Source organism: Pseudomonas sp. p99-361, from assembly GCF_003935475.1.
Classification (GTDB): Bacteria; Pseudomonadota; Gammaproteobacteria; order Pseudomonadales; family Pseudomonadaceae; genus Aquipseudomonas; species Aquipseudomonas juntendi.
Map to the genome: position 1 here is coordinate 56665 of NZ_RHQO01000022.1, position 16702 is coordinate 73366.

Annotated in this window: 16 protein-coding genes; 4 read left to right on the forward strand and 12 right to left on the reverse strand. The window is 62.2% G+C overall.

What is annotated here, in order from left to right; all coding sequences use genetic code 11:
- Window positions 1-6: 6 nt before the first annotated feature.
- Window positions 7-588: a hypothetical protein gene (locus EGJ22_RS12460; protein WP_029886294.1), complete on the reverse strand. Its 582-nt coding sequence runs from the start codon at window positions 586-588 to the stop codon at window positions 7-9.
- On the reverse strand, window positions 557-1294 hold the full coding sequence (locus EGJ22_RS12465) for an SURF1 family protein (protein ID WP_029886293.1): 738 nt from the start codon (window positions 1292-1294) through the stop codon (window positions 557-559). The genes EGJ22_RS12460 and EGJ22_RS12465 overlap by 32 nt, the downstream gene beginning before the upstream one ends.
- A 51-nt stretch (window positions 1295-1345) precedes the next feature.
- Here EGJ22_RS12465 and EGJ22_RS12470 point away from each other — a divergent pair, with 51 nt between their 5' ends.
- Window positions 1346-1549, forward strand: coding sequence for a twin transmembrane helix small protein (locus EGJ22_RS12470; protein ID WP_003258925.1), 204 nt, complete (start codon window positions 1346-1348; stop codon window positions 1547-1549).
- A gap of 99 nt (window positions 1550-1648) precedes the next feature.
- Here EGJ22_RS12470 and EGJ22_RS12475 read toward each other — a convergent pair whose 3' ends face one another.
- From EGJ22_RS12475 to coxB, 4 genes are read right to left on the reverse strand one after another with little or no spacing between them, the layout of a single operon-like run.
- The gene (locus EGJ22_RS12475) at window positions 1649-2536 is read right to left on the reverse strand and encodes a cytochrome c oxidase subunit 3 (protein ID WP_029886292.1); all 888 of its coding nucleotides are present in this window, start codon (window positions 2534-2536) and stop codon (window positions 1649-1651) included.
- A 16-nt stretch (window positions 2537-2552) separates the two neighbouring features.
- Window positions 2553-3119, reverse strand: a complete 567-nt coding sequence (locus tag EGJ22_RS12480) for a cytochrome c oxidase assembly protein (RefSeq protein WP_029886291.1) — start codon at window positions 3117-3119, stop codon at window positions 2553-2555.
- A 10-nt stretch (window positions 3120-3129) separates the two neighbouring features.
- Entirely contained in the window at window positions 3130-4719 is a 1590-nt protein-coding gene (gene ctaD / locus EGJ22_RS12485) for a cytochrome c oxidase subunit I (RefSeq protein ID WP_125920276.1), read from the reverse strand.
- Between the two features lie 43 nt (window positions 4720-4762).
- On the reverse strand, window positions 4763-5890 hold the full coding sequence (gene coxB, locus EGJ22_RS12490; protein WP_029886290.1) for a cytochrome c oxidase subunit II: 1128 nt from the start codon (window positions 5888-5890) through the stop codon (window positions 4763-4765).
- Between the two features lie 370 nt (window positions 5891-6260).
- On the opposite strand from coxB, the gene EGJ22_RS12495 reads away from it, so the two are divergent.
- Window positions 6261-6902 (forward strand): hypothetical protein, encoded by a 642-nt coding sequence (locus tag EGJ22_RS12495; protein ID WP_029886289.1) that lies wholly within the window; start codon window positions 6261-6263, stop codon window positions 6900-6902.
- Between the two features lie 70 nt (window positions 6903-6972).
- Here EGJ22_RS12495 and EGJ22_RS12500 read toward each other — a convergent pair whose 3' ends face one another.
- The 6 genes from EGJ22_RS12500 to prlC form a co-directional block, all read right to left on the reverse strand.
- Window positions 6973-8508, reverse strand: coding sequence for a SulP family inorganic anion transporter (locus tag EGJ22_RS12500; RefSeq protein ID WP_220464580.1), 1536 nt, complete (start codon window positions 8506-8508; stop codon window positions 6973-6975).
- A gap of 190 nt (window positions 8509-8698) precedes the next feature.
- On the reverse strand, window positions 8699-9418 hold the full coding sequence (locus tag EGJ22_RS12505) for a carbonic anhydrase (RefSeq protein ID WP_009683612.1): 720 nt from the start codon (window positions 9416-9418) through the stop codon (window positions 8699-8701).
- A 293-nt stretch (window positions 9419-9711) separates the two neighbouring features.
- Window positions 9712-10761: a PA0069 family radical SAM protein gene (locus tag EGJ22_RS12510; RefSeq protein WP_009683613.1), complete on the reverse strand. Its 1050-nt coding sequence runs from the start codon at window positions 10759-10761 to the stop codon at window positions 9712-9714.
- A gap of 62 nt (window positions 10762-10823) precedes the next feature.
- Complete coding sequence (locus EGJ22_RS12515) at window positions 10824-12836, reverse strand: M3 family metallopeptidase (protein WP_223809625.1); 2013 nt, start codon at window positions 12834-12836, stop codon at window positions 10824-10826.
- An 85-nt stretch (window positions 12837-12921) separates the two neighbouring features.
- Window positions 12922-13203, reverse strand: a complete 282-nt coding sequence (locus EGJ22_RS12520) for a YheV family putative zinc ribbon protein (RefSeq protein ID WP_029886286.1) — start codon at window positions 13201-13203, stop codon at window positions 12922-12924.
- Window positions 13200-15251, reverse strand: coding sequence for an oligopeptidase A (prlC, locus tag EGJ22_RS12525; protein WP_064314455.1), 2052 nt, complete (start codon window positions 15249-15251; stop codon window positions 13200-13202). The genes EGJ22_RS12520 and prlC overlap by 4 nt, the downstream gene beginning before the upstream one ends.
- A gap of 102 nt (window positions 15252-15353) precedes the next feature.
- On the opposite strand from prlC, the gene EGJ22_RS12530 reads away from it, so the two are divergent.
- Window positions 15354-15902 carry a gamma carbonic anhydrase family protein gene (locus EGJ22_RS12530; RefSeq protein ID WP_029886284.1) on the forward strand — a complete coding sequence of 183 codons (549 nt, stop codon included), beginning with the start codon at window positions 15354-15356 and terminating at the stop codon, window positions 15900-15902.
- Window positions 15903-15926: 24 nt separating this feature from the next.
- Entirely contained in the window at window positions 15927-16577 is a 651-nt protein-coding gene (locus EGJ22_RS12535; protein WP_009683618.1) for an HAD family hydrolase, read from the forward strand.
- Window positions 16578-16702: the final 125 nt, after the last annotated feature.

The following is a 16702-nucleotide window of genomic DNA, read 5'->3' on the forward strand; positions in this document are numbered from 1 at the left end:
AGGCTCCTAGCCGATATTGGACAGCTTGAGCAGATGGCGCAGGTCATCCAGCACATGCTTGCCGTTGACCTTGGCACCGTAGCGCAGCACCAGGTTGCCGTGCGGATCGACGATCCACAGCTGCGGGGCAACCTCGCCGACCTGCTTGAGGTAGCGCGGCGCATCCAGCGGGTAGCGTTGCAATTGCGGGTATTCGCGCCCGAGCAGGGCCTGGTAGTCGGCGCTCAGCGGCTGGGCGGCGGCCAGCGCATGGCTGGCCCGGCTGGCATCACGGCCCAGGCCGACCTGGATCTGCCGGGCCAGGTACACCAGCCGCTGGCATTCCTCGGCACAGGCCTGCGGCGCGCTGACCAGCAACTGCCAGCGCCCGTCTTCGCCGGCCACGCCCAGGTCGGCACGGCTCTCACCGTTGCCGATCATGGCGCCGTGGTAACTGCGGCCCTCCGGCACCCAGAAGTTGAGTTTGTACATGCTGGTGGCCAGGACCATCGGGCCCAGCACCATCAGAAGAATCAGCAACAGCTGCAAACGCCCGCGGGCTTTGGGTTTGCTACGTTCAGGCACGTCCAGTGGAGTGACGGTGGCCATGGCTTTTCTCCTTGTTTTGGCGCCAGCCGAAATAGAGGTAGAGCAGCACCAGGGCGATCGCCAGGGCAAACCACTGCACGGCGTAACCCATGTGTTTTTCCGGCCCCATGGCCACGATGGGCCAGCCCAGGCGGTAGCTTGCCGGGCCAGGTTCCAGGCGCAGTTCGTGGGCGAACCCCTCACGCCCGAGCTGCGCCCACAGTTGTGCCGCGTCGATGGCGGTCAACAGGTGCGGCCACTGGCCGCCGACTGGGTCCGGGTGCAGCTGGAACGTGTTGCCGGGTTCCACATACACCGAGGCGTCGAGGGCCAAGGCCTGGGCGGGGGTATCGAAGTGCACCGGTACGCGGCGGTCCGGCCAGGGAAGCCAGCCGCGATTGACCAGCAGCCACAGGCCGCTGGCCTGGTCGTGGAAGGGTTGCAGCAATTCGACACCGGCCTGACCGTCGCGCATGCGGTTGTCCAGCAGCACGCTGTGCTCGGCGTCGAAGCGGCCGTACAGGTGCACGCGGCGCATGGCGTTGTCTTCGTTGCCATTCAACTGGCTGGTCGCCAGCGGCGCTTCGATACGTCGCTCGGCGTAGCTGGCCAGCAATGCGCGCTTTTCCTCGGCCCGGCCGAGTTGCCAGCAGCCAAGCGCGATCAGCCCCGGTAGCAGTGCAAGTACCACCAAGGTGGGTACCCAGCCTGGGCGAAACGGCCTCACGGGCGCCTCGCTATACTTATCCACATCACCGCACCCCCCGGGAGTAGCGCCATGCTCAAGGCCGCGATTGTCCTGATGCTGTTGGCCACGATCGCCAGTCTGTTCAGTGGCCTGGTGTTTCTGGTCAAAGATGATGAAAACTCGACCCGCCTGCTGAAAGCGCTGACGGTGCGGGTGACCCTGGCGGCGCTGACCATAGGGCTGGTCGCCTGGGGCTTCATCAGTGGTCAGCTCGTATCTCACGCCCCTTTCTGACGTTTTCACCTCGCCCTGTGGGAGCGGGCATGCCCGCGAATGCGATGTTGAATGCACCGGCGCATTCGCGGGCGCGCCCGCTCCCACAGGGTTCGCTAGTCACAGCACATACACAAAGATGAAAAGCCCCACCCACACCACATCCACGAAGTGCCAGTACCAGCTGGCCGCTTCGAAGCCGAAGTGTTTCTGCGGGTTGAAGTGGCCACGCAGAATACGCACGAACATCACAATGAGGATGATCGTGCCCAAGGTCACGTGCGCGCCGTGGAAACCCGTGAGCATGAAGAACGTAGCGCCATAGATGCCCGAGCCCAGCGTCAGCCCCAGCTTGGTATAGGCCTCGTGGTACTCGAAGGCCTGCAGCGCGATGAAGCTGATGCCCAACACGATGGTCAGCGCCATCCAGCCTTTCAGCGCCCCGCGGTGGTCGCGGCGCAACGCATGGTGGGCCAGGGTGATGGTCACGCTGGAGCTGACCAGCAACAGGGTATTGATCAGCGGCAGGTGCCACGGGTCGATCACTTCCTTGGGCGGCGGGAACAGCTTCGGGTCCGGCGTGTGCAACAGCGGCCAGGTGAACTCGAAGCCGGGCCAGAGCATATGGGCAACACCCTTGGCCCCTTCGCCACCCAGCCACGGCCCCGCCAGCACGCGCACGTAGAACAGCGCGCCGAAGAAGGCCAGGAAAAACATCACTTCCGAGAAGATGAACCAGCTCATGCCCCAGCGGAAAGAGCGGTCCAGCTGCGCGCTGTAGAGCCCTGCACGGCTTTCCTTGACCACCGCCCCGAACCAGCCGAACAACATGTAGGCCAGAAACAGAGCACCCACGAAGAAAATCAACGGCCCGTGCGACTCCGGGTGCCCGGCCTTCATGTCGTTGAACCAGGTACCCAGGCCGAACACGCTGATGAACATGCCGAGGGTAGCGATGATCGGCCACTTGCTCTGCGCCGGAACATAGTAATGCTCATGACTTGCCATTGCTGTTCTCCTTCCCTTAACGGGCGCCCTGGACGGCCTGGGCCGCAACTTGAGCGACCGGCGGGTGGCGAGCGGTGATGTCGAACAAGGTGTAGGCCAGCGTCAGGTGCTTCACGCTGGCCGGCAGGTCGCGGTCGACGATGAAGCGCACCGGCATTTCGATGCGTTGGCCGGGTTGCAGCACCTGCTGCGTAAAGCAGAAGCACTCGGTCTTGTGGAAGTACGCCGCGGCTTCGGCGGGGGTGATGCTGGGTATCGCCTGGGCACTCATCGGCCGGTCGGTCGGGTTATGGGCAATGAAGATCATCTGGTTGACCGCACCGGGGTGGACCTCCAGCTGATCGGCGCTGGAGTAGAAGTCCCAGACCATGTCGCTGGCGTTGGTCGACATGAACTGCACCCGCACCGACCGCGAGGGGTCACTGACCTGGCTGCCCTCGTACTGCCCGCCGGTCTTGCCATTGATGCCGAAGGCCTTGCACATCACGTCGTAGATCGGCACCAGGGCAAAGCCGAAGGCGAACATCACCACCGTCAGCATCAGCAGGCGCGTTACCAGGCGCTTCAGCGAAAGGCCTGTCATGGCGGCGCTCCTACTTCACTTCCGGCGGTGTCTGGAAGGTGTGGTAGGGCGCAGGCGAGGGGATGGACCACTCCAGGCCTTCAGCGCCGTCCCAGGGTTTGGCCGGCGCAGGGGCGCCGCCACGGATGCACTTGATGACGATGAACAGGAAGAAGATCTGCGTGGCACCGAACATGAACGCGCCGATCGAAGACACCATGTTGAAATCGGCGAACTGCAGGTTGTAGTCGGGTATGCGCCGCGGCATACCGGCCAGCCCCACGAAATGCATGGGGAAGAAGGCCAGGTTCATGCCGATGAACGACAGCCAGAAATGCAGCCTGCCAAGGGTCTCGTCATACATGTGACCGGTCCATTTCGGCAGCCAGTAGTAGGCCGAGGCGAAGATGCCAAAGATGGCCCCAGGCACCAGCACATAGTGGAAGTGCGCCACCACGAAGTAGGTGTCGTGGTACTGGAAGTCGGCCGGTGCAATCGCCAGCATCAGCCCACTGAAGCCGCCGATGGTAAACAGGATGACGAAGGCGATGGCGAACAGCATTGGGGTTTCGAAGATCAACGAGCCTTCCCACATGGTGCTGACCCAGTTGAACACTTTCACGCCGGTGGGCACCGCAATCAGCATGGTGGCGTACATGAAGAACAGCTCGCCGACCACCGGAATACCGACCACGAACATGTGGTGCGCCCACACGATGAACGACAGGAAGGCGATGGCCCCGGTGGCGTACACCATCGAGGTGTAGCCAAACAGGGGCTTGCGCGAGAATGCCGGGATGATCGAGCTGACCGCGCCAAAGGCGGGCAGGATCATGATGTACACCTCGGGGTGGCCGAAGAACCAGAACACATGCTGGAACAGCACCGGGTCACCACCGCCAGCCGCACTGAAGAAGCTGGTGCCGAAGTGGATGTCCATCAACATCATGGTCACCACCCCTGCCAGCACCGGCATCACTGCAATCAGCAGGAACGCAGTGATCAACCAAGTCCAGACGAACAGTGGCATTTTCATCAAGGTCATGCCGGGGGCACGCAGGTTCAGGATGGTCGCGATCACGTTGATCGCCCCCATGATCGAGCTGACACCCATCAGGTGGATGGCGAAGATGAAGAAGGTGACGCTGGCCGGGGCATAGGTCGTCGACAGCGGGGCGTAGAAGGTCCAGCCGAAATTCGGCCCGCCACCGGGGCTGAACAAGGTTGAAACCAGCAGCAGGAACGCCGCCGGCAACAACCAGAAGCTGAAGTTGTTCATGCGCGGCAGGGCCATGTCCGGCGCGCCGATCATCAGCGGGATCATCCAGTTGGCCAAGCCGACGAAGGCCGGCATCACGGCGCCGAAGACCATGATCAGCCCGTGCATGGTGGTCATTTGGTTGAAAAACGCCGGTTCGACGATCTGCAGCCCCGGCTGGAACAGCTCGGCGCGGATCACCATGGCGAACGAGCCACCCAACAGGAACATGAGGAAGGCGAACCACAGGTACAGGGTGCCGATATCCTTGTGGTTAGTGGTCAGCACCCAGCGCATCAGGCCCTTGGCCGGGCCGTGCGCATGGTCATGGCCGTGGGCGTGGTCGTCGATCACTGCACTCATGTCCTGTCTCCTGCAATCCACTGATTGCCGCGAGTAACCCGGTTCACTTGGCTTCTGCCTGCTTCAGCGCCAGCACGTCCTTCGGCGTGACCATGTCGCCCTTGTTGTTGCCCCAGGCGTTGCGTTCGTAGGTCACCACGGCAGCGATATCGACCTCCGACAGTTGCTTGCCGAAGGCGGCCATGGCGGTACCGGGTTTGCCGTGGAAAACGATGCTCAAGTGACCTTCCTTCGGCCCGGTAGCGATCTTCGAGCCTTTCAGCGCCGGGAACATCGGCGGCAGGCCCTGGCCTTCGACCTGGTGACAGGCCACGCAGGTGGTGTGGTAGACCTTGTCGCCGCGCGCCACCAACTCGTCCAGGGTCCATTCCTTGCTGGTCAGCTCCTTGAGCTTGGCCGCCTCTGCCTTGCGCTCGCCAAGCCAGGTGTCGTAGTCGGCCTGGGACTTGACCTCGACTACAACGGGCATGAAACCGTGGTCCTTGCCGCACAACTCGGTACACTGGCCGCGGTAGATGCCTGGCTTCTCGATGCGCGTCCAGGCTTCGTTGACGAAGCCGGGAATGGCGTCGCGCTTGACCGCGAAGGCGGGCACCCACCATGAGTGAATTACATCGGCCGCCGTCACCAGGAAGCGCACCTTGGCACCCACCGGCAACACCAGCGGTTGGTCGACTTCCAGCAGGTAGTGCTCGTCTTTGGGCGCCTGGTTGTGAATCTGCTCGGCGGGGGTGGCCAGGTTGCTGAAGAACTCCACGTCCTGGCCCAGGTACTTGTAATGCCACTTCCACTGGTAGCCGGTGACCTGGATGTCGATATCCGACTCGCTGGCGTCATAGATGTCGATCAGGGTCTTGGTGGCCGGTATGGCCATGGCCACAAGGATCAGGAACGGGACCACGGTCCAGAGGATTTCCACCCAGGTATGCTCGTGGAAATGCGCGGCCTGCTGGCCGGTGGAGCGGCGGTGGATGACCATGGACCAGAACATCGCGCCGAACACCACGATGCCGATGACCACGCAGATCCAGAAGATGGTCATGTGCAGATCGAAGACGGCGTTGGAGACTTCCGTCGCCCCCGGGTGCATGTTCACGGTCCAGGCAGCGTTGGCCTGACCCAGAACCGACCACAACAGCAGGCCCATCCAGACAGGTGGATGTCGCATCATTGCGGGTTCCCCTTCTCGTTCTTGTTTTCCCGGAGGCGTGGCCTGCGGCAAGAGGGAACGGCGGTCAAGACTGCCTGGCTTCAACGACCGAGCCCCTGCTAAAAGCAGTCGGGCCTCATCAACGAATCACGTTCACCGGGAGTATAGACAGCGACCAATGCCGCGCAACGAAGGCAATGAAATGAACTTCACGAAACAGCTATATGCCTTGAAAACCGCAGGCTTAAAGGGGGAATGGCCAAATAGTGGCCATGCTATATTCCAGGTAACGCAGAATTTGAAATCATCTATAACAAATTCGTCTTAGGTATGCCGTATACCGAGCTAATTTAGTGTCTTCCGTTTGAAACGTAATGTCCCTGGAGTTGTCATGAACATCGCTGCTGTACGCGAGCAGGTAAGCCAAGCCCATCAACATGAAGGCCAGACTGGCCAATTGAAACAGCGTCTCGAGCTGCAACTGCCCCACCTGCACCCCTCGATCCAACTGCCTGAGCAGGACGCACAGGGTACTTTGGCGCGCTTCGTCAGCGCCTACATCGAACAGGTTCCGGAACTGCTGGAGGCGGCCCATGAAGTCGCCCTTGAGGCCGGCATCGAGTCGCAGATCAAGCCTGTATTGAAAATTGCCGAGGCTTACTTCCTGCAGCCACCCGAGGTCATGAACGGGCATGTGGGGCTGGACTGCCTGCTAGATGAGGCGTACCTGGCGCACCGCCTGGTGGAGGAGGTGAATGACTTGTACATCCGTCACTTCCAGCAGCCGCTGATCCCGGTCGACACCACCGTCGCCAACCTGATTGCCCACCAGTTGATCGGCGAAGAATTTGCCAACCAGCTGGATGAAGTGGTGCACCACTCGGTGGATGAGATGCTCAATGACGCAAGCTTTGCGGCTGAGTCGGTGGAAGCCTACCGCGAGACGCTGACTAGCCCGGCAACCGGTGAGGCGTGGAAGCGCTGGCCGTGCCTGTCGCGTCAGCTGGGTGTCGAGCTGGGTCAGCCGACCTGATAATCCTGTGCCTGCCTCTTCGCGGGTTCACCCGCGAAAAGGCCCGTTCAGGTACTACAGAACTTCAACCTCAGGTCCCCACACCCGCCGTAGTCCGTAACCGCCCCTCGATTCGCCGCTTCAACCGCCGCTGTTCGATCAGCAACCGCGAGCCATTGGCAGCATTGCTGCGCCCCCAGTCCTCCAGCAATTCAAGGCACGAGTGGTCGATATAGCTCAGGTTACCCAGTGGCACATGCAACGTGGTGCCCGCCGGCACGCCATCGAGCACCTGGGTCAATGCCGGTACCTTGAGGAAGGTCGCGGCGCCACTGAGCCGCAATTCCATGTGCCCAGGCTTTGCCAGATCGACCAGGTTGATCTTCAACCGTGCCGCCCTGAATGCCAGCTTCAGCAAGGTCAGGGCAAAGCCGAGCAACACGCCGGTCAGCAGGTCGGTAAAGATGATCGCCAGCGCCGTCGCCGCATAGGTGAACATCGGCATGCGGCCATAACGGCCCAACCCACGGAACGCCTTGAAGTCGACCAGCTTGATCCCCGTGAACACCAGCACACCTGCCAGGCTGGCTACCGGTATCTGCTGCAGCACACTGCTCAACGCCACCACGAAAGCCAGCAGCCACAAGCCATGGAAAATGGCCGAAGCGCGTGTTTGCGCACCTGCCTGCACGTTGGCCGAGCTACGTACGATCACCCCGGTCATCGGCAGTGCACCCAGCACCCCGCAGAGCATGTTGCCAATGCCCTGTGCGGACAGCTCACGGTCGAAGTCCGACCGCTGGCCACTGTGCATGCGGTCGACCGCAGCCGCTGACAGCAAGGTTTCGGCACTGGCAATGAATGCCAGGGCAAAGGCGGCGACGAGCAGAGCAGGGTCGGCCAGTTGCATCAAATCACCGGGGCGGAGCCAGTCGATGGCTTCGGACAAGTCAGCCGGTACTTCCACGCGGTTCACGGGCAAGGCCAACCACATGCTGATGATGGTCATGCTCGCCACACCCAGCAGGGCCCCAGGCACAAAACGCAGGCGCTGCGGCCGCAAACGTTCCCAGCCCCACATGATGGCGATGGTGCCCAGGCCCAGCGCACCGGCTATCCAGCCAGCGCCGGCGCTTTCGTGCGGCATGGCCGCAGCGAGGGTCGCCGGGAACTGCACAAGGTTCTGCATACCCGATGGCTGCGGTGCGGTGTCGAACATCACATGCACCTGCGACAGCACGATCAACACGCCAATGCCTGCCAGCATGCCGTAGACCACCGCCGGCGCGGTGACGCGGAACCAGCAGCCCAGGCGCAGGCGCCCGGCCAGCAATTGCAGCAAACCGGCCAATAGCAGGATCGGCCCGAGCATGGCCATGCCGTGCTGGCGTACCAGCTCGAAGACCAGCACCGCAAGGCCCGCCGCCGGACCACTGACTTGCAACGGCGAACCGGCGAGGAAGCCGACCACGACCCCGCCGATAATGCCGGTAATCAGGCCCTTGGCCGGCGGCATGCCCGAGGCGATAGCAATGCCCATGCACAAGGGCAGGGCCACCAGAAAGACCACCACCGAAGCCAGCAACTCACGCGGCAGGGCCGCTTTCAGCTGTGTAATGTTCACCATGTTTCTCCTTTCTCTAGTCGCACGGCCATTCCCCTGGCCATGGGCACGTTGGGTCCCCGACAAGCGCGCAGGCGCGGGCCGCCAGCGGGCTCGCCGGCAGGGCAGTCAGGGTATTCAGGGCAGCCGAAGGCCGCGCCACACCCTTACAGGGTGCAGCCGGCTATCAAGGTTTTAACGGCGGACGGGTCGCTTAGTAGCGGCCTCTCGGAGTGGCGCATGGCACCGGTTGGCCTGCGGCCAGGGGCATGAAGCTGTCGCTGGCAGCGTCGTAGGCTTCGATCCTGCTGGTCTCGATGTCGTAGATCCAGCCATGGATGTACAGCTGACCCGCTGCAAGCCCCGAAGCCACCGAAGGGTGGGTGCGCAAGTGGTGCAGCTGGGCAATGACGTTCTCTTTGGTCAGCACTTGCATGCTTTCATGTTCGCTGCCGCACGAGCAGTTGTTCTCGACCACGGTACGGGCCACTTCGGCGTGGCGCAGCCAGGCGCCAACGGTTGGCATCTTGGTCAGCGATTGCGGGTTGAGTACCGCACGCATCGCGCCACAGTCGGAGTGGCCGCAGATGATGATGTGGTGCACTTTAAGTGCCATCACCGCGTACTCGATAGCGCTGGAAACGCCACCGTTCATCTGGCCATAAGGCGGTACTACGTTACCTACGTTACGGGTCACGAACAGGTCGCCTGGCGAACTTTGCGTGATCAGTTCGGGCACGATGCGCGAGTCGGCGCAGGTAATGAACATGGCGCGCGGTGTTTGCGCAGTGGCGAGCTTCTTGAACAGCTCTTGCTGTTCAGGGAAGACGTCATGGTGAAAGCGCAGGAAACCGTCGACGATGTGCTTCAGGGCAGCATCGGCGCTTTCAGCGGGGACCTGCGGTACGACCTTGGATGGGTCCTTGACGGGCATGATTCATCCTCTTGACGGTGTGTAGGTAAATCCATTTTACCGGTTAAAGATTCTGGCTATGCAGGGTTTTAGATGACACGCACAGCCCATAGATCACAGTCGGTGTGGATTGGTTGCCTACGCTAACCGGGAAAACTTAACTGAAACTTAATTCGAGGGCTCTAGAACGGGCGTTCCAGATATAAACGGCGGGATCTGAATAATAGCAAAAAAACATCAACTGCCAATATGTATTAGCGTAATTATTGGCTGCCATTAGTGAGGCTTTCTGTAGGGCGTGTTTACCTTGGCTATCAGAACAGTGCCATCTGCTCGCCCGGCGGGGAAAAGGCCGAGCAATCCAGCACCTGTGACTCGCGCCCTTCGAACGCCAGGCGTTTCATCGCCTTGGCGAAACGCTGCGCCAGCAACTCGGCAAATACCCCCTCACCCCGCATGCGTGTGCCAAAGCGGCTGTCGTACAGCTCGCCATCGCGGCTCTGGCGGATCAGGCTCAGCACATGCGCAGCGCGCTGTGGGTAATGGTCGTGCAACCACTGCTCGAACAGCGGCGCCACCTCCAGCGGCAGGCGCAGCAGCATGTACGCCGCGCTCTGCGCCCCGGCCGCCTTGGCCGCTTCCAACAGGCGCTCCAGTTCGCTGTCGTTGATCATCGGTATCATCGGCGAGCACAACACGCCCACCGGCACGCCTGCTTCGCGCAGCACACGAATGGCCCGCAACCTTGCCCCTGGCGCTGCCGCCCGGGGCTCGAGCACCCGCTTGAGGTCATCGTCCAGCGTAGTCAGGCTGATCATCACCCGCACCAGGCGCTGGCGGGCCATGTCGGCGAGCAGGTCGAGGTCGCGCAGCACCAGGGCCCCTTTGGTGACGATGGTCACCGGGTGGCGAAAACGCAGCAGTACCTCAAGCAGGCGCCGAGTCAGCAGTTGCTCGCGCTCGATGGGCTGGTAAGGGTCAGTGTTGGAGCCCAGGTTGATCGGTGCACACTTATACCCAGGTTTGCTCAACTGCTGCACCAGTACCTCGGCGGCGTTGGTCTTGGCGATCAGCTTGGTTTCGAAGTCCAGGCCTGGGGACAGATCCCAGTAGGCATGGGACGGGCGGGCATAGCAGTAGATACAGCCATGCTCGCAACCGCGGTAGGGGTTGATCGAGCGGTCGAAGGGCAGGTCAGGGGAAGTATTGCGCGCGATGATGGTCTTGGCGGTTTCAGCCCTGACCTCGGTGCCTTGGGTAACGGGCACCTCCTGATACCAGCCATCGTCTTCAAGCACCGACTGGCGGGGTGCAAAACGATTGTGTGGGTTATGGCGGGTACCACGACCGCGAACAGGATCCATGCTGTTAGCCCCTAACTGGTTATGCATACAGTATATTACCAGCAGCGCCTTCACCCTTGTTGTCAGGGAGACAAGTGGCGCCTTGCGTACGGCTCCAGCGACATGGGCCTGCCGGCGAATGCGTTGAACGACGCCGTCATCCGGCGCATTCCGCCCTTGGCCAGGATTTCGTCGCGCAGGCGGCGGCCCAGCGCCCGATGATCGGCGTCGGCCGCCTCGAATGCGCTGAACGCGTCAATGGCATGGACCTGCGCCCACTTGTAGCAGTAGTAACCCGCTTCATAACCCGTGACCATGTAATCGAACCCTTCGGCAAACCTGTCCTGGGCGAAGGCTTGCGGCAAGCCGACCTGCTGGGTTGCGGCAATCGCCAGTTGGCGAAGGTCGTGGCGGGCGCGATCGTCGCAATGCGCGACAAGATCGAACCAGCACAGCCGCAGTTGCTCGGCTTCCGCCACCGCATGGAAACGACGTTTGCCAGCGAGCCACTGCTGCATCTGTGGCAATGACACTGGCGGCGCACCCGTTTCCGGCTGCGGCAACGCCAACAGTGCCGGGGCAGACCAGCACCACTGTTCGAGCAAGGTGCCGACGAATTCGCAGGCATCGGCGCCCAGCGCGGAAGTGGCGGTGCGATTGAGGCGCCGGTGCTGGTTGGTGACCAGCAACTGATGCAGGGCATGGCCCGCCTCGTGGAACAGCTTGCAAAGGTCTGCGTGGTCCAAGTTGGGCGTGACTTGCCCAGGCTGCAGCTCGAAACAGCAGGAAAGCAGAACGGCGGGCAAGGTCACCACACCGTCGGCCTCCACATGGCGCTGGCGCATGGGATAACTGTACGGCCAGGGCAGCTTGCCTGGGCGTTGGTAGGCATCCAGGTAGATATGCCCCAGGCGGGCATGCCCGTCCATTACCTCCAGTACCTGCACATCGGGGTGCCAACCTGCCACATCGCACGCCACGATACGCACGCCAAGCACCTGTTCATGCAGTTGCCACAGCCCCTGCAGGACGCTGCCCAGGGGGAAACGCTCGCGCAGGCTGGCATCGATCGCCTCGTTGCCTTGCAGCCGCAGCTTTCGGCCAAGGTATGCCACGTCCCACGGGGCAAGCGCCTCGATACCCAATTCGCTACCCAGCACCTGCATCGCCTTCAGCTCCTCCTGCAGGCGCGCGCTGTTCTGCTGGATCAAGGCGTTGATGAAGGCCTCGACCTGCGAGGTGTCTCGCGAGTCCTTGGCTTCAAGGCTCAACTGCGCCGCGTTGGCCAGGCCCAACAGTCGCGCACGCTCATGACGCAGCCGCAACAGCGCCTGCAGCACCGGGCCATTGTCCAGGGCGTAGTTGCCACCCAGGTCGCAAGCCAGCTGCCGTGAGGCCTGATAAACCTCTTTACGCAAATCACGCGCGTCGGCCCACTCAAGGACCACTTGCACCGTGCGCTCGTCAAGGTCGAGCAGCCAACCCGCCTGGCCCTGCGCCGCAGCCTTGACTGCCAGCCGATCACGCTCAACGCCTGGCAGGCCGGCCAGGCGCGCCTCGTGCGGCACCAGGCAAGTCCAGGCCTCACGTGCCTGGATCAGGTTACTCATGAATTGCTGCTCAAGCCCGACGATCGCCTGCTCGGTGGTGTGCAGTTGCTTGCGCGCGCTAGCGCCCAAACCATGGCCGGCGTGGCGGAACGCCCTGAGGATCAGTTTGAGCACAGCCTGGCGCTCGTCATCCAGCTGCGCGGGATCGAGGCGCTGGTAGGCTTCATACAACCTTGAGTGCTCGTGCTTGTATCGCGCCCAGTCGAGCAGCAACTGATTACAAGCATCGACCTCCACAGCCCATGCCTGGCTTTCGTACACCAACGGCACGAGCATGTGCAGCAGGTCTTCCAGCCGCTGGTCAAGCTGCTCGACGGCCAGCACCAAGCTATCCCAACCTGGCGCCGGGCCGCTGTGTTCGATGATCTGTTCGAGCGCCGCGACATTGGCGTCGCGAATGGACAAGAAGACGGGTTGAAGCTGCTCGGGCCGTAGCGACGGGTAGTCGAGCAAGCCATGGGCAATTCGAGCAAGGACGTGGTTCACGAAGCACCTCAGGGGCAAGTCAGGGGCCGACACTTTAGCCAGCCCCCTGTTACCCCGCAGAAGCTCTATGTAACGCCCTGTACCCCTACTCTGTGGGTTTCTTCAACTTCGGATTAGGGAAGAACTGCACCGTCTGTACCTTGGCCGCAGGGGGTTTCGGTTCGAGGTGGTTGACCCGTGTCCCCAGCTCCCTGGGCACCGACAAGCCCTGTTCGTTGAGCGTATCGGTAAAGCCGCAGGCCACGCACTCACGGTGCGGTACGTCGTCTTCGCTCCACATCATCAGTTTGTCGGGCTGGCTGCATGCCGGGCATACAGCCCCGGCAATAAAGCGCTTCTTGGTCTTGTTCACGGCTACCTCACTCATGCCGCAGCGGCCTCGGCCAAGCCACTGTGGCGCAGCAATGCATCAATGGAAGGCTCACGGCCACGGAAGTCGACGAACAGTTCCATGGGCTCGCGCGAGCCGCCACGCGCCAGGATCGCTTCGCGGAAGGCGCGGCCGGTTTCGGCATTCAGCACGCCTTCTTCCTCGAAGCGCGAGAAAGCGTCGGCCGACAGCACTTCAGCCCACTTGTAGCTGTAGTAACCCGCTGCGTAACCGCCGGCAAAGATGTGCGCAAAGCTGTTGGGGAAACGGTTGTACGCCGGCGGGCGCATGACCGAGACCTCATCGCGTACGCCTTCGAGCACCTGCAGCACGTTGCGGCCGTCGCCATGGCTGGCATGCAGTTCGAAGTCGAACAGCGAGAACTCCAGTTGGCGCACCATCATCATGCCCGACTGGAAGTTCTTCGCCGCCAGCATCTTGTCCAGCAGGTCCTGTGGCAGGGCCGCACCGGTTTCATAATGCGCCGAAATCAGCGCCAGGCCTTCCGGCTCCCAGCACCAGTTTTCCATGAACTGGCTAGGCAGCTCGACGGCATCCCAGGCCACGCCATTGATGCCGGAAACCCCGGCATGCTCGATGCGCGTCAGCATGTGGTGCAGGCCGTGGCCAAATTCGTGGAACAGCGTGGTGACCTCATCATGGGTCAGCAGCGCCGGCTTGCCAGGCGCAGCCGGGGTGAAGTTGCACACCAGGTTGGCCACCGGGCTTTGCAACTGGCCGCTGGCGGTGCGGCGCCGGTCACGGGCGCCGTCCATCCAGGCCCCCCCCCGCTTGTTGGCGCGGGCATACAGGTCGAAGAAGAAGCGCCCGACATGCTGGCCGTTTTCCTTGATTTCGAACAGGCGGACATCCGGGTGCCAGCTGTCGAAGCCCTTCAACTCGGCGATTTCGATGCCATACAGGCGCTGCACGATGCTGAACAGGCCGCTAAGTACCTTGTCGATCGGGAAGTAGGCGCGCAGGGCCTCCTGCGACACGCTGTAGCGCTGTTCGCGCAGCTTCTCGCCATAGTATCCGGCGTCCCAACTGGCCAGCTCTGGGCAGCCTTGCTCGGCGGCATAGGCCTTGAGCTGCTGCAGGTCCTGCGCGGCAAACGGCTTGGAGCGTTGGGCCAGGTCGCGCAGGAAGCTCAGTACCTGGTCACTGGACTCGGCCATCTTGGTCGCCAGGCTCAGCTCGGCGTAGTTCTTGTAGCCCAGCAGCTCGGCCAGTTCCTGACGCAGGTCGAGGATTTGCTCCATCACCGGCCCGTTGTCGTTCTGGCCAGCGTTCGGGCCCTGGTCCGAGGCGCGGGTGCAGTAGGCCGCGTACACCTCTTCGCGCAGGGCGCGGTCGCTGGCGTAGGTCATCACGGCGTAGTAGCTGGGGAATTCCAGGGTGATCAGCCAGCCGTCGAGGCCCTTGGCCTGCGCTGCAGCGGCCATTTGCGCCTTGGCCGAATCGGTCAGGCCGGCCAGTGCGGCCTCGTCGGTCACATGCTTGGTCCAGGCCTGGGTAGCGTCCAGCAACTGGTTGGAGAAGCGGCTGCCCAGCTCACTGAGCTTGCTTTGCACATCGGCATAGCGCTGCTGCTTGTCCGCTGGCAGGTCGATACCCGACAGACGGAAGTCACGCAGGGCATGTTCGAGTATGGTTTTTTGCGTCACATCGAAACCGGCGGCCTCCGGGCCGCTGATCAGCGCCTGGTAGGCTTCGAACAACGCACGGTTCTGGCCCAGTTCGGTAGAGTAGGCGCTGAGCGCTGGCAGGCACGACTCGTAAGCCTCGCGCAATTCAGCGCTGTTGCACACCGCGTTGAGGTGGCTGACCGGGCTCCAGGCTGCACCCAGGCGGTCGTTCAGTTCGTCCATGGCCAGCACCAGGCCGGCCCAGGTAGGGTTGCTGCCTTGCTTTTCGAGGATCTCGGCAATGGCTTCACGGTTGTCGGCCAGGATCGCTTCGATCGCCGGCAACACGTGTTCGGCACGGATTTGCGAGAAGGGCGGCAGATCGTAGGACTGCAGAAGCGGGTTGTTCGCACTCACGGTTCGGATACCTTGGCAGAAGAAACACTGCCCCATCTTAATTACAATCGACGCCGACCGCAGCAGGCAGCCTGCCTATCGACACAGATGAGAGACGCTATCATGGCCATTCGCAGCTTCCAGCAACACACTCCAAAAGTGGGGCCCAGGGCATTCGTCGACCGTTCGGCGGTGGTGCTGGGCGACGTTGAAATCGGCGAAGACAGCTCGGTCTGGCCACTGACCGTGGTGCGCGGCGACATGCACCGCATCCGGATTGGTGCGCGCACCAGCGTGCAGGACGGCAGCGTGCTGCATATCACCCACGCCGGCCCGTTCAACCCGGACGGCTTCGCGCTGATCATCGGCGACGAAGTGACCATCGGTCACAAGGTGATGCTGCATGGCTGCACGTTGGGTAACCGCATTCTGGTCGGCATGGGCAGCACGGTCATGGACGGTGCGATCGTGGAGGATGAAGTGATCATTGGCGCCGGCAGCCTGGTGCCGCCAGGCAAGCGCCTGGTCAGCGGCTACCTGTACATGGGCAGCCCGGTGAAACAGGCGCGGCTGCTCAATGACCAGGAGCGGGCGTTTTTCGCCTACAGCGCCAGCAACTATGTGAAGCTCAAGGACCAGCACCTGGCCGAAGGCTTCGATCAACCTGAATGAGCGCATTTGCGTGGAACCTTGTACATGCACCAGCAAAACATCCTGTTCGACCTCGACGGCACCCTGACCGACCCACGCCTGGGCATCACCCGCTCTATCCAGTATGCCTTGGCAAAGCTGGGCATCGATGAGCCAGACCTGGCCCGCCTCGAGCACTTCATCGGCCCACCTTTGTTGCAGGCGTTCATGCAGTTCTATGGTTTCGACGAAGCCAAGGCGTGGGAGGCGGTGAATTTCTACCGCGAGCGCTTCCGCGTGACCGGGCTGTACGAAAACCTGGTGTTCGCCGGCGTGCCGGAGCTGCTCCAAGCCCTGAACAGCCAGGGCCGCACGCTGTATATCGCCACTTCCAAACCGTGGGAGTTTGCCCGCGAAATTGCCCGGCACTTCGCCTTCGACCACCACTTCAAGGTGATCTACGGCAGCGAACTGGACGGCACGCGCACCAACAAGGTTGAGCTGATTCGCCATTTGCTGGACGAAGAAGGGCTGGACCCGGCGCAGACGCTGATGATCGGTGACCGCAAACATGACCTGATCGGCGCGCGCAGCAATGGTTTGCAGGCCGTGGCGGTGGGCTATGGGTTTGGTAGCCGGGAAGAGTTGATGGCCGAAGCACCGGCTTTCCACTTCGCCACGCTGGCCGAGATGCATCAGGCATTTACCAAGGCCTGAGGGCCTTCAGGGCTGCTTTGCAGCCCATGCGGTCACTGTGGGAGATTCTATGGTTCCTGGCAAGGGTAGCCGCTGCATCTTCAGTGCCTGTGAGATCGAGCGCCGCCCGCGCGGCGCATCGCGAG